The 12,897-nt window shown below is 59.9% G+C and carries 10 protein-coding genes; 6 read left to right on the top strand and 4 right to left on the bottom strand.

Annotated elements, in window-relative coordinates:
- Positions 1–70: 70 nt before the first annotated feature.
- Entirely contained in the window at positions 71–646 is a 576-nt protein-coding gene (locus GH657_RS07065) for a hypothetical protein (RefSeq protein WP_153100051.1), read from the bottom strand.
- 543 nt (positions 647–1,189) lie between these two features.
- Positions 1,190–2,191 carry a GlxA family transcriptional regulator gene (locus GH657_RS07070; RefSeq protein WP_246174020.1) on the bottom strand — a complete coding sequence of 334 codons (1,002 nt, stop codon included), beginning with the start codon at positions 2,189–2,191 and terminating at the stop codon, positions 1,190–1,192.
- A 186-nt stretch (positions 2,192–2,377) separates the two neighbouring features.
- Between GH657_RS07070 and GH657_RS07075 the strand changes: the two genes are divergently transcribed.
- The 6 genes from GH657_RS07075 (at position 2,378) to GH657_RS07100 (ending at position 8,587) form a co-directional block, all read left to right on the top strand.
- The gene (locus GH657_RS07075) at positions 2,378–3,454 is read left to right on the top strand and encodes an ABC transporter substrate-binding protein (protein WP_153100053.1); all 1,077 of its coding nucleotides are present in this window, start codon (positions 2,378–2,380) and stop codon (positions 3,452–3,454) included.
- Between the two features lie 14 nt (positions 3,455–3,468).
- The gene (locus GH657_RS07080; RefSeq protein ID WP_153100054.1) at positions 3,469–4,587 is read left to right on the top strand and encodes an ABC transporter ATP-binding protein; all 1,119 of its coding nucleotides are present in this window, start codon (positions 3,469–3,471) and stop codon (positions 4,585–4,587) included.
- A complete protein-coding gene (locus GH657_RS07085) occupies positions 4,584–5,426 on the top strand; it encodes an ABC transporter permease (RefSeq protein ID WP_153100055.1) in 843 nt (280 codons plus the stop codon). Before GH657_RS07080 ends, GH657_RS07085 begins: the two co-directional genes overlap by 4 nt.
- Positions 5,423–6,211 carry an ABC transporter permease gene (locus GH657_RS07090; protein WP_153100056.1) on the top strand — a complete coding sequence of 263 codons (789 nt, stop codon included), beginning with the start codon at positions 5,423–5,425 and terminating at the stop codon, positions 6,209–6,211. The genes GH657_RS07085 and GH657_RS07090 overlap by 4 nt, the downstream gene beginning before the upstream one ends.
- An 82-nt stretch (positions 6,212–6,293) precedes the next feature.
- A complete protein-coding gene (locus GH657_RS07095; protein ID WP_153100057.1) occupies positions 6,294–7,307 on the top strand; it encodes a proline racemase family protein in 1,014 nt (337 codons plus the stop codon).
- 170 nt (positions 7,308–7,477) lie between these two features.
- Positions 7,478–8,587, top strand: a complete 1,110-nt coding sequence (locus tag GH657_RS07100) for a hypothetical protein (protein ID WP_153100058.1) — start codon at positions 7,478–7,480, stop codon at positions 8,585–8,587.
- A 135-nt stretch (positions 8,588–8,722) separates the two neighbouring features.
- Here the strand turns inward: GH657_RS07100 and galU are convergent, their stop codons facing one another.
- A complete protein-coding gene (gene galU / locus GH657_RS07105; RefSeq protein WP_153100059.1) occupies positions 8,723–9,604 on the bottom strand; it encodes a UTP--glucose-1-phosphate uridylyltransferase GalU in 882 nt (293 codons plus the stop codon).
- Positions 9,605–9,632: 28 nt separating this feature from the next.
- Entirely contained in the window at positions 9,633–12,533 is a 2,901-nt protein-coding gene (locus tag GH657_RS07110) for a valine--tRNA ligase (RefSeq protein ID WP_153100060.1), read from the bottom strand.
- Positions 12,534–12,897 lie beyond the last annotated feature (364 nt).

Raw genomic sequence — 12,897 nt, forward strand, 5'->3', positions numbered from 1 at the left:
GACGCTGGTTCAGAAGCCCGGCATGCAGCATGAACGATGGGTACCAGCGGCTTTACATAGTTGAATAAATTTACTGACTGTCTACGGAATGAAGCGTTAAATTTTTATTTTCTTCTAGCAACGGGATTGTTTCATTTATATCCAGTGCAACGTGACCGTCCCGATTGCTTGAGCGATCATGGCTAATAGGGTTGGAATGATTGTTTTGAGGAATCTCATTTGAAGCTTTGGTAAATCGTTTATACGCGTGATATCCCAAATATACCGTTGCGGATAGAGTGGCGCCAGCTCCTATAAGCGTAAACATGATGTTGTCTGTTTCTGTACTGATTTTTTCACAAATTGATGTGTCAAAAGCAGGAGCGCTATTCGATGAATGAGAATAAGCGCTCGCCCGATGGTTACATTCAGATGGACTCATTATCGCCTGCGCTATCGTTCCAGCCAATACTCCGATTATCCCGCCGCCCCATGCGCCCGCACCGGTCCAAATCGCAATGCCACGTAAAGAGATGCCGTCGGTGGAAACCTGTTTGGCTTGTTTGCCATTAACGATGCCCGTGTTTTCGTCAACGATGCCAGCATGATGGCTTGATGTGGCTTGACTAGATTGCGTGGGTTTTGTCGCAACGTTATGTGATGTCATGGTATCAAACTATTTTTAAAGGTTAATGTTAAGGTATGTGTCTTTCCTGGCAATGGGATGGATTTATAGCTCCATTGCTTGACACATAAAATTTTCCAGAAGAAAATGGCTGTGCCAATAAAATTTAATTGGGCCGCCAGCCTGTTTGATCGCCAGATTCTATTTCGACTATAAAAATAATCTTGCCGGCTTGGTAACCGGGGAAATTATTTGGTTCCAGCGTCCGGGTTATACAGACAGTCGCCCGCGAGGGCGCGCTTTAATATGATTGAAACCGGCTGGCTCTGAATATCTATGGCTCAATTTTGCCGATTAATGATTGCGGCAATAAACATGAAAAATGAACCAGAGAACCAGGCTAGCCGCCCTGTACAGTAAAAATATTCGTGACAACAGTAAAAATATTCGTGACATTGGTAACCGGCTTAATTGTTTCGTTCCATCGTTTGCCGCGCAATGATGCGCAAGAAGCGTAAAACGGCCCGGTGCCCTCCGTTTTAATGTTGAGGCGTGTACCTCGCGCCAGGCGGCCATAGCCCGCTTCTAGCTGTCATCCCCCTGCGCCTGGCCGCCCGCCTCACGCTGAAATTCCCGCGGCGAGACGCCAAACTTCGCACGAAAATCCCGCGAAAAATGCGCGCCATCGGCAAAGCCGCAATCGAGCGCGATTTGCGTGATCTGCGTAATCCCCGATGGGTTGTTTAACAGCAGCCAGCGGCCGTATTCGAGCCGCAGCGAACGCAAGAACGCCATGGGCGATACCCCCAGCGCTTCACGAAAAGCCCGCTCAAGCTGGCGTCGGCCCACACCGACATAGCGCGCGATAGCGTCCAGCGTCGGCGGGTTGTCGATGCGCTGCTCGATGAAATGCGCCGCCTGGCGCACGCGGATGTCCTTGATTTGCGTCAGGTCGGCGTAGAAGTGCGCTTGCGGCAGCTTCGCCGGCCGGATGCCTTGCAGCATCATGTGCCGCACCACCTGCTGCGCTTCGGCGCGGCCGCAATGACGCGTCACCAGATACAGCCCGAGATCGATCGCGGCGGTCGATCCGGCGCAGGTAATCACATCCCCTTCATCGACGAACAGATGGTCCACCACCGCGCGGGCTTCCGGATAACGCGCGCGAAACGCATCCAGCACGTTCCAGTGGATGCACACCGCGCGCTTGCCGATCAGCCCGGCTTGCGCCAGCACAAAGGTGCCGGTGCAAATGCCCAGCATCCGCACGTGGTGCGCGCTGGCTTCGCGCAGCCAGTCGCGCAAGGGCGGCGCGAGGTAGGTGTTGGGGTAATCGTTGCCACCGCATACCGCGATGTAATCGAACTGCGCGAACTGCGCCGGGTCGTCGGGCAGGGCGCTATCGACGCTCAACGTGGCGCCCGCGCTCGATGTGCGCGGCAGGCCATCCATGCTCATCACGCGCCAGCGGGTGTGAATCTGGCGGCTGCGGCCGCCGTGGTCCGCCGCTAGCCGCAGCACATCCAGCAGCCCCGCGAAGGCCGCGAGGGTGAACTGGTGCAACAGAATAAAACCGACAGACAGCACAGGCTTCAGGTTTTTAGGGATAACCTCTAAGGCTGATGGAGTAAGGGTTTTGGCGGGGGTAGGGGGTGTTGGCGACATGACGCAATTATTCAATTTTTTGACCGTGACTTGCAAGCCTGGCGCGCGCCGCGGCGCGCAAGATGCGGGGGTGCTCACGATTTGAGCCACTTCTATCAGGGGGAAGACATGAAGCTCGGAGACCGCAATACGAAGCGCAGCATGAAGCGCAACACGATCACGGCCGCCATCGCGCTGGCGGGCACGCTGGCTGCGTTGAGCGCCCACGCCCAGACGCCACGTCTGACGGTTGCCATGTACGGCGGCAACTGGGGCGATGCGTTTCGCAGTTGCGTGGCCGAGCCTTTCACCCGCGCCACCGGCATTGCCGTGACGCCCGAGCTGGGCACTTCCACCACGACGCTGGCCAAGCTGCAACAGCAAAAAGCCGCGCCCAGTGTCGATGTGGCGTGGATGGACGGTGGCATCAGTGAGCTGGCGTTCCAGGCCGGGGTGCTCGATCACCTCGATGCCACAGCGATTCCCAATCTGAAGAACCTGATCCCGAAAGCGCTGTACCGCAGCGGCACGACCACGTATGCGGCGGGGTCGGGCTACTACTCACTGGGCCTGACCTACAGCACCCGCTCGGTCAAGCCTGCACCCACTAGCTGGAAAGACCTGTGGAACCCCGCCTACGCTGGCGCGGTGACGCTGCCGTCGCCGGCCAATTCCGCAGGCGTGCCGTTTGTCGTGTTCCTCGCCCAGGTGTGGGGCGTCAACCCCGCCAGCCTCGAACCGGTCTACGCCAAGCTGGCCGCGCTCGATACCGCGCTGTTCTTCGATAGCTCGGGCGCGGCTTCCAATGCGTTCCAGAGCGGCGAAGCCGTGATCGGCGCGCATTTCAACGTCGGCGCGTGGGATTTGATCGACAAGGGCGTGCCGCTTGGCTTCGTGGTGCCGAAGGAAGGCGCCTGGGCTACCGACGCCCGGCTGCATCTGGTCAAGGGCTCGCGCAACAAGGCGGCAGCGGAGAAGTTCATCAACTCGGCGCTGACTCCGGCGGCCGCGACCTGTCTGGCCGCGAAACTCTATCTCGGGCCAGCCGTGGCGGGGGTGAGCGTGCCCGCTGACGTGGCGCGCAAGCTGCCCTGGGGCGCGAACGGCTCGGTGGACAGCCTGAAGCTGTTCGACTGGAGCGCGATCAATGCACGCCGCGCGGAAATCACCTCTGCGTGGAACCGCCAAGTGGCTAACAAGCGTTGAACCGGACTCTAGCGATGCCAGCTCTATTGACCCTTGAGGCCGTGTGCAAGCGTTTTGGCGCGTACACGGCGCTCGACCAGATCAGCCTCGAGATCCGCCAGGGCGAGTTCATCGCGCTGCTGGGCCCGAGCGGCTGCGGCAAGACGACCCTGTTGCGGGCGATCGCGGGCTTCATGACGCCGGACAGCGGGCGCATTGCGATCGATGGCGAGGATGTGACGTCGTTGCCGCCTTATCGCCGGCCGCTGAATACGGTGTTCCAGAACTACGCGCTGTTTCCGCATATGAGCGTGCTGGAGAACGTGGCGTATGGGCCCAGGCGTCAGGGCACGCCGCGCCGCGAGGCGGCAACGCGAGCCCAGGCCGCACTGGAGATGGTGGGGCTCGAAGCCCTGGGCGCGCGTTATCCGCGCGAGATGTCCGGGGGCCAGCAGCAGCGCGTGGCGCTGGCGCGGGCAATCGTGAACCGGCCGAAGCTGCTGCTGCTCGATGAACCGCTCTCGGCGCTGGATATGAAGCTGCGTCGGCGCATGCAGCTCGAACTCAAGCATTTGCAGGAAAAGCTCGGGATTGCTTTCATCTTCGTCACGCACGATCAGGAAGAGGCGATGACGATGGCGGACCGCATCGTCGTGATGAACGCCGGACGCATCGAGCAGGTGGGCACGGGCACGGAGATTTACCAGGCTCCGGCGACACGCTTCGTCACCGAATTCATTGGCGATGCCAACCTGTTGCCGTTTACCGCGCAGGCCGGTGTGCTGTCGCTGGCCTTGCCCGGTTTGGCGGCCTGCCATCTGAACTCAGTGGGCGCGGCGCTGCCCGCCCGGGGCACCGCGGTGCTGCGGCCGGAGCAACTGCTCGTGCTGGGCGAGCACGGCGCCGCGAGGATCGCCCCGGACACTCCCGCAGGCAGCGCGCATCCTGACAGCCCCCCCACGCTGTGCCGCTTTAGCGCCACGCTGACCGAAGTGGTGAGCGTCGGCAGCCATACGCTGCTGCATGTCGAGGCGGGCAGCCAGCGTCTCGTCGCGCGCGTGGCGGGTTTGCCGGCGGCGAGTGCGCGCAAGGGCGCCACGCTTGAACTCGGCTTCGCGCCCGCCGCGCTGCATCTGCTGGGAGAGCCCGCATGAAACCGGCCACGCTCACCCCGTTGCTGATGCTCGCCGCGCCGCTGGCGTTTTTCGCCGCGTTCTTTGTCGCACCCCTCGCGGTGGTGCTGCTGGCGAGTTTGACGCGTCCCGATACGGCGGGTTTATCGCTGGTGAACTACCTGCACGTGCTGGCCGACCAGTATCACTGGGACGTGATTCTCGTCACGTTTCGCCTCGCCTGCCTGAGTACCGTGGTGTGTCTCGTGCTGGGCTATCCGCTCGCCTGGTATCTGGTGCGCATCGTGCGCTGGGCCGCCTGGCGGCGCGTGTGCGTGATCTTGCTGGTGGTGCCGATGCTGACCAGCAATATCGTGCGCTCGTTCGGCTGGATGATCCTGCTGGGCCGCAATGGCCTCGTGAACCAGACGCTGCTCGCCAGCGGCGCGGTGGAGAAGCCCGTGCGTTTTCTCGGCACCGAGCTGGGGATTCTGATCGGCATGGTCTATGTGCTGCTGCCCTTCGTGGTGCTGGCGGTGGGCAATGCGCTGGCGCAGGTCGATCCGGCCGTCGAACAGGCCTCGGCCGATCTCGGCGCGAGCCCCGCCGCCACCTTCCGCCACGTCACCTTGCCGTTGACGCTGCCCGGCGTGGTGGCGGGTTCGATCATGGTGTTCACGCTGGCGGTGAGCGCCTACGTGACCCCGGCGCTGCTCTCCGGAGGACGGGTCACGGTGCTGTCGATGCTGATCTTCCAGCAGTACAGCACGACGTTCGATTTCAACTATGGCGGCGCACTGAGCATCGTGCTGCTGCTGTTCACCCTGGCCATGGTCGCCCTGGCGGGCCGGGTCGGAGAGCTTCGCGGAGGAACACGATGATCGCGCGCCTGTCGCTTCGTCTGGTGTCATGGCTGGTGCTGGGCTATGTGGTGCTGCCACTGGGGGTGATTCTGGGCAGCTCGCTGACTGCCACCGAGTTCCTCGCCTTCCCGCCGCAAGGCTGGAGCCTGCACTGGTACCACGTGATGCTGGCCGACCCGAGTTACGTTTCGGCCTTCACCACCAGCACGTTGCTGGCGCTCGCGGCCACGGCGGCGGCGCTGGTGCTGACCGTTCCCGCCGCGCTGGCGCTGGCGCGCTATCCGTTTCCGGGCAAGCGTGCGCTGAGTGCGCTGCTGATGGCGCCGCTGGTGCTGCCGCATATCGTGCTGGGCGCGGCGCTGCTGCAGTTCGGCGGCTACTTTGGCCTGACCCGCAGTTTTACTTCGCTACTGATCGGACATGCGGTGATCGTCGCGCCCTTCGTGCTGCGCTCGGCGCTGTCGATGATGACGCCCGAGCAGCGCGCTCTCGAAGAAGCCTCCGCCGATCTCGGCGCCAACCCGTGGACGACGTTTTTCCTCGTGGTGTTGCCCCGTATCCGGCCTGGCATCGTGACGGGCTCGATCTTCGCCTTCATCTCGTCCTGGATCAACGTCGAGCTGTCGATCTTCAACACCACCGCCAGCCTCAACACGATCCCCGTGAAGCTTTTCAACTACGTGCAGTACACGATCGATCCGACCATCGCCGCGGTATCCGGCGCGACCATTCTGGTGGCGGTGGTGGCGATCACGATTCTTGATTTGACGGTCGGTCTCGACATGCTGTCCGAGCGTCAATGAGCTCATCCCTTCATCCGTTCATCCCTTTATCCGTTCATCCATTCGTGAAGTCGCATTCACTTTCCAGCGAGGAGTTGTAATCATGCGCAAGCAGGACACGTTCGACGTTATTTATACCCACACCGAAGGCGAGCCCCTTTGCATCGTGCACAGCGGGATTCCGTACCCGGCAGGCTCGACGATTCTGGAAAAGCGCGCGTTTCTCGAAACCCATTACGACTGGCTGCGCCAGTCGCTGATGCGCGAGCCACGCGGCCACAAGGACATGTTCGGCGTGTTCCTGACGCCGCCGTCCAGTCAGGCGTTCGACGCGGGGCTGATTTATATCGACGGCACCGAGTACTCGCATATGTGCGGTCACGGCACGATTGCGGTGGCGATGACGATGGTGGCCTTAGGGCTGGTGCCGCGCGGCGCCAATGGCTTGACGAAGATCCGCTTCGAAACCACGGCCGGGCTGGTGCAAGCCGAGGTGGCCTCGGAGGGCGACAAGGTACTGTGGACGCGTTTCGAAAACGTCCCCGCGTATGTCGCGGCGCAGGATATTCCGGTGCATCTGCCGGGCTATGGCGACCTGAAAGCCGATCTGGCGTGGGGCGGCAATTATTTCGGCATCGTCGACCTGAACGGTTGCGCGCTGCGTATTTCGCCGGACAACGGCAGCGAACTGTCTCGCCTCGGCTTGCTGGTGCGCGACCAGATCAAGGAACAACTGCGCATCCAGCATCCGACCGAAGCGCACATCAACAACCTGAACTTCATCACGTTCTGGCACGCGCCGACGATTGAAGGCGCGTACTACAAGAACGTGCACGTGTTCAGCGCGGGGCAACTGGACCGCTCGCCGGGTGGCACGGGGACGAGCGCGATGCTGGCGATGTTCGAGGCGCGCGGCAAGCTCAAGCAGAACCAGCCGATCCTCTCGGAAGGGCTGCTGGGCAGTGGCACCTTCGAAGGCTGCCTGCTGGGCGATGTCGATCTGAACGGCACGCACGCGGTGCGGACTTCGGTGAAGGGGACCGCGAGCATTCTGGGCACGGCGCGCTGGACGATCGACCGCGATGATCCGGTGGGCGCGGGGTTTCTGGTGCGCTAGGGCGCAGGGCGGAAACGCATCGCCTGATGCAGAAGGCATCTTCACGCTTATCCGTGAAGATGCCTTGCTGGATTGCATCGGGAAATCAGAAAGCCAGGACACAAGGCAGCAGAAAATGGAACGAATTTTAAAGGTGAGTTACTTAAAATTTTTATTTTCTGATCAAGGCCATGCTTCCTGTAAAGTTAAATAACTTAAAAACGGATGTTAAATCATCCGTAGGTAATTCGTCAGCATCTGCCCATGTTGTTAAACCAGGTAAGAATAAATCATCAATTTCCCCTGAACCCAGGGTTCAGTGCGGTGGATTAGGGAAAATTGATAATTTATTAAAAACAATTTCACCTGAAATAGCCAGGCCCCAGGAGGTGCGAGTATTTTCGCCTGCCAGGCTTGAAGTTTACGATATTGATGAGGTTCATGGTCCGGATGTTAAAGAAGGGAAGTTGAGCTCTAACATAAAAAACCGCCAGGCTGTTCCAGTGGTAATAGAGGATAAAGTACTGATTCGAAAAATAATCGGAGGAAATGGTGGCGGCATCTTGTATAATTTCGCCCCGGTTTCCCACGAATTCAGCAAGCTTGTAAAAGAAGAAAGAAATAAAAAAATGAAAGGCACAAGCTGGAAACTGGCTGAGCAAATTGTTAGTGAAGTAAGAAAGAATGTCACGCAAAGCAGATGGTTAAAATTTTCCAGGCTCAGTGATGGCACGAAAATGCCTAAGCCAGAAGAAGTTTACGAGATCATCAAAGAGACCATTGAAGCACGTGACACATCCAGTATTGACTTGAATATGACCCCTGCGTTATTCAAGGGTGATTATCGTGATGAAAATCCTGAGAGTCAGTATGGCCTCGAATTGTTTGTAAAAACCGCGCTGGCAGATTTGCTGTTTTTACACGGTAATGAATTGGGGGGTAAGTCGGTCAATCTGAATCAGCCGGGCTCTTCAGCAAAAGAAATGAAAAATATATGCGATTATGTTTTTTTAAATAAAAACCCGGTTTCGCATATCGTGGAGCTGAATTTTAGCGAATCTACCTTTGATTCCATGAAGCTTTATTGTTTTTTGAACAATCTTTCCCGGTATAAGTCTTTAAAAGTATTAAATATGACATTCCTGAAATTTGGAAGGTATGACATATTGTGGCGAAATAATTTTGAAGTCAATCCAGAGATGCGGAATCGGATCGCTACGGCATTTCATGCATTGAAAAAGAGTTTGCCGGAACTGACTATTTTGCAAAACCAGTTCTACTTTGACGAAACACCGGGCTAACACATGTTTTCGCGCTAACCGGTCAATCGCGCCAAAAAATAACCGCCGCTCACTGTGCTGTGGGCAGCGGTTATTTTTGCGGCCAGGCTTGAAGCGGCAACAACGCCGCGCGCCGTGTAGAGGCCGGGTCCTGCTTTACCCTTCCAGCACCGGCGAACGCGTGCGCAGATAGTGGGCGAAATCCGCCGCGACTTCCGGGTGGCGCAGCGCGAACTCGACCGTCGCCTTCAGATAGCCGAGCTTGCTGCCGCAATCGAAGCGGGTGCCGTGGTACTTGTAGGCCAGCACTTGCTCATCGGCCAGCAGCGACTGGATTGCATCGGTGAGCTGCAATTCGCCGCCCGCGCCCGGCTTGAGCGCACGGATATGGTGGAAGATGCGCGGCTTGAGCACATAGCGGCCGACCACGCCCAGATTGGACGGCGCGACTTCGGGCGCGGGTTTCTCGACGATGCCCGAGAGCTTGATGATCGAGTCCTCCCATTCCTTGCCCTCGATCACGCCGTAGGAGCGGGTGTCCGCAGGCGGGATTTCTTCGACGCCAATGAGCGAGCTGTGATAGTGGTCGAACACGTCGATCATCTGCTTCATCACAGGCGGCTCGCCATACAGCAGATCGTCCGCGAGGATCACCGCGAACGGATGATCGCCCACGAGTTTTTCCGCGCACAGTACCGCATGCCCGAGGCCCAGCGCTTCGGGCTGACGCACGTAAAAGCAGTCGACGTGGCTCGGCTTGATGCTGCGCACCAGTTCCAGCAGCTGGGTTTTGCCGCGCGCCTCGAGTTCGGCTTCGATCTCATACGATTTGTCGAAGTGATCTTCAATCGCGCGCTTGCTGCGCCCGGTGACGAAGATCATTTCGGTGATCCCGGCGGCCATCGCTTCCTCGACGGCGTACTGGATCAGCGGCTTGTCGACGATGGGCAGCATTTCCTTCGGGCTGGCCTTGGTAGCCGGTAAAAACCGGGTACCCAGGCCCGCGACCGGAAATACGGCTTTGGTGACTTTGAGCATGGCGTTGTCTCCTTGGGGCGCGCGGAATTCAGGTAGGTAGGCGCGCGAGTTGTGCGTTGAGTTTGCCGAGGGTCGCTTCGAATTCAGCCAGCCGCTTTTGCTCCTGCCCGACAACAGCAGCCGGGGCTTTGGCGACAAAGGCCTCGTTTTTCAGCTTGGCCTGACATTTGGTGATTTCAGCGCTGAGGCGGTCGATTTCGCGCGTGAGCCGCTCGCGCTCGGCGGCAACATCGATCTCGACTTTCAGCACCAGCTTGTCCTGACCGACGATGGCAATCGGCGCACCTTCGGCTTGCGCATCGAGCGTGGCTTCGTCGGCGATGATCTGCACCTCCGCGAGCCGCGCCAGCGCCTGGACATAAGGCGCGAAGCTGCGCAGCCGTTCGGCATTGCCCGTGGCCAGAAGCGGCACGCGCGTGGCCGGCGAGAGGCCCATTTCGCCGCGCAGGTTGCGGCAGGCATCGATCAGCGCTTTCAGGCCCGCCACCCATTGCTCGGCGGCCTCGTCGATTTTTTGCGCCTCCGGCTGAGGATAGGGCTGGGTCATCAGCGATACCGCGCCTTCGGCCTGAGCAGCGGGATAGCGGCCCGCGAGCGGCGCGACTTTTTGCCAGAGCGCTTCGGTGATGAACGGAATGATGGGGTGAGCCAGACGCAGCACGGTTTCGAGCACGCGCAACAGCGTGCGGCGCGTGGCGCGCTGCTGCTCGGGCGTGCCGAGCTGGATCTGCACCTTGGCGAGTTCGAGATACCAGTCGCAGTACTCGTCCCAGACAAACTTGTAGAGCGCGCTGGCGACGTTGTCGAAGCGGTAATCGGCGAAGCCCTTGGCGATCTCGGCTTCGGTGCGCTGCAGATGCGAGACGATCCAGCGGTCCGCCTGCGAGAAGTCGAGATAGCCGCCCGCGCCACAGCCGTTCGCGCCGCTTGACGCGCCCGTAGCCGTGGCATCGTTGTGGCAGCCTTTGGCCGGATCGAGCCCGCAATCATGGCCTTCGCAGTTCATCAGCACGAAGCGCGTGGCGTTCCACAGCTTGTTGCAGAAGTTGCGATAGCCCTCGCAGCGCGCCAGATCGAAGTTGATGTTGCGCCCCAGCGTGGCCATCGACGCCATCGTGAAGCGCAGCGCATCCGTGCCGAAGGCCGCGATGCCGTCGGGGAATTCCTTGCGGGTTTTCTTTTCGATGGTGCTGGCCTGCTTGGGGTTCATCAGGCCGGTGGTGCGTTTGGCGACCAGCGCATCGAGCCCGATGCCATCGACGATATCGATCGGGTCGAGCGTATTGCCCTTGCTCTTCGACATCTTCTGGCCTTCGGCATCGCGCACGAGACCATGCACGTAGACCGTATCGAAGGGCACCTTGCCCGTGAAGTGGGTGGTCATCATGACCATCCGCGCGACCCAGAAGAAGATGATGTCGAAGCCCGTGACCAGCACCGACGAAGGCAGGAAGTGCTGCAGCTCCTCGGTATCGTTCGGCCAGCCCAGCGAGGAAAACGGCACCAGCGCCGACGAGAACCAGGTATCGAGCACGTCATCGTCTTGCCGCAGCGCGCCGTCATAGCCTTGGGCCCGGGCCTGGGCCTGGGCTTCGGCTTCGCTGCGGGCGACGAAGATCTCGCCGTTCACGCCATACCACGCGGGAATCTGATGGCCCCACCAGAGCTGGCGCGAGATGCACCAGTCCTGGATGTTTTCCAGCCACTGGTAATACGTGGTGCTCCAGTTTTCCGGCACGAAACGGATCTGGCCATCGCGCACGACATCGAGCGCCGTTTGCGCGATGGACTTGCCGGGGTGAAACGTGCCCTCGGGGGCAGGCTGGCTCATCGCCACGAACCACTGGTCGGTCAGCATCGGCTCGATCACCACGCCGGTACGGTCGCCGCGCGGCACCATCAGCTTGTGCGGCTTGACGGATTCGAGCCGGCCCAGCGCTTCGAGATCGGCCACCACGCGCTGGCGCGCTTCGAAGCGATCGAGCCCGCGATAGGCCTCGGGGGCGTTGTCGTTGATCCTGGCGTCGAGCGTGAGAATCTCGATCGAGGCGAGCCGGTGGCGCTGGCCGACCTGGTAGTCGTTGAAATCGTGCGCGGGCGTGACCTTGACCACGCCGGTGCCGAATTCGCGGTCGACGTAATCGTCGGCGATCACGGGGATTTCACGGTCCGTAAGCGGCAGGATGACCGACTGGCCGATCAGGTGGGCGTAACGTTCGTCCTCCGGATGAACCATCACGGCGACGTCGCCGAGCATGGTTTCGGGACGCGTCGTGGCCACGGTCAAAGCGCCCGAACCATCGGCCAGCGGGTACTGGATATGCCACAGATGGCCGTTTTCTTCTTCGCTGACCACCTCGAGATCGGACACGGCGGTGAGCAGCACCGGGTCCCAGTTGACGAGACGCTTGCCGCGATAAATCAGCCCCTGCTCATGCAAGCGCACGAACACATCGCGCACGGCGGCCGACATCGTGTCGTTCATCGTGAAGTATTCACGCGACCAATCGATGGAAGCGCCGAGGCGGCGTACCTGGCCCGTGATGGTCGAGCCGGAGTGCTGCTTCCATTGCCAGATGCGCTCGACAAAAGCCTCGCGCCCGAGATCATGACGCGACACGCCCTCGGCATCGAGCTGGCGCTCGACCACGATCTGGGTGGCGATGCCCGCGTGATCGGTGCCCGGCACCCACAGCGTGTTGTCACCGAGCATGCGGTGATAGCGCGTGAGGGCATCCATGATGGTCTGGTTAAAGGCATGGCCCATGTGCAGCGTGCCGGTGACATTGGGCGGCGGCAGTTGAATCGAAAAGTTCTTGCGTTCGGGGTTGAACGAGGGGGCGGCGTAGCCGCGTTTTTCCCATTCGGGGCCCCAGTGGGATTCAATGGTTTGGGGCTCGAAACTTTTGGCAAGCGTGCTGTCGCTCATGGGTCGGAAGTCTGCTGAAAAAACGTGGAGGAAAGCGTGGAAAAAGCGCGGAAGGTCGGATTATAAAGGGATTGTGTTTGTGGCCGAGTGTTGCCTGGAGGTGGCTGGCTGTTTCTGCTGAGGAATGGCGGGCACGGAGCAGGCCGGTGTGCTTGACGGGAATGTCTGTGGAGAGCAGTGGGCGGTTGGTTTGGCATGCTTTTGACATGCCTCGGCAACAACCTGGAAGCAGCCTGGAAGCAGCCTGGAATCAGGCATCGCTGGATGGTTTTTATCGGTCCATGAATGATCTGAAGGTATCGAAAGCTTGAATGCAGCATGTGCGTTAGGCCCGTTTTCAGGTCCGTTTGCAAGTCCGTTAGAT

This window comes from Paraburkholderia hayleyella (assembly GCF_009455685.1).
GTDB lineage: Bacteria > Pseudomonadota > Gammaproteobacteria > Burkholderiales > Burkholderiaceae > Paraburkholderia > Paraburkholderia hayleyella.

What these genes read in the sequence shown, in the direction of transcription:
- GH657_RS07065 (WP_153100051.1), bottom strand. Translation starts at nt 646, where the DNA reads ATGACATCACATAACGTTGCGACAAAACCCACGCAATCTAGTCAAGCC.
- GH657_RS07075 (WP_153100053.1), top strand. Translation starts at nt 2,378, where the DNA reads ATGAAGCTCGGAGACCGCAATACGAAGCGCAGCATGAAGCGCAACACG.
- GH657_RS07080 (WP_153100054.1), top strand. Translation starts at nt 3,469, where the DNA reads ATGCCAGCTCTATTGACCCTTGAGGCCGTGTGCAAGCGTTTTGGCGCG.
- GH657_RS07085 (WP_153100055.1), top strand. Translation starts at nt 4,584, where the DNA reads ATGAAACCGGCCACGCTCACCCCGTTGCTGATGCTCGCCGCGCCGCTG.
- GH657_RS07090 (WP_153100056.1), top strand. Translation starts at nt 5,423, where the DNA reads ATGATCGCGCGCCTGTCGCTTCGTCTGGTGTCATGGCTGGTGCTGGGC.
- GH657_RS07095 (WP_153100057.1), top strand. Translation starts at nt 6,294, where the DNA reads ATGCGCAAGCAGGACACGTTCGACGTTATTTATACCCACACCGAAGGC.
- GH657_RS07100 (WP_153100058.1), top strand. Translation starts at nt 7,478, where the DNA reads ATGCTTCCTGTAAAGTTAAATAACTTAAAAACGGATGTTAAATCATCC.
- galU (WP_153100059.1), bottom strand. Translation starts at nt 9,604, where the DNA reads ATGCTCAAAGTCACCAAAGCCGTATTTCCGGTCGCGGGCCTGGGTACC.
- GH657_RS07110 (WP_153100060.1), bottom strand. Translation starts at nt 12,533, where the DNA reads ATGAGCGACAGCACGCTTGCCAAAAGTTTCGAGCCCCAAACCATTGAA.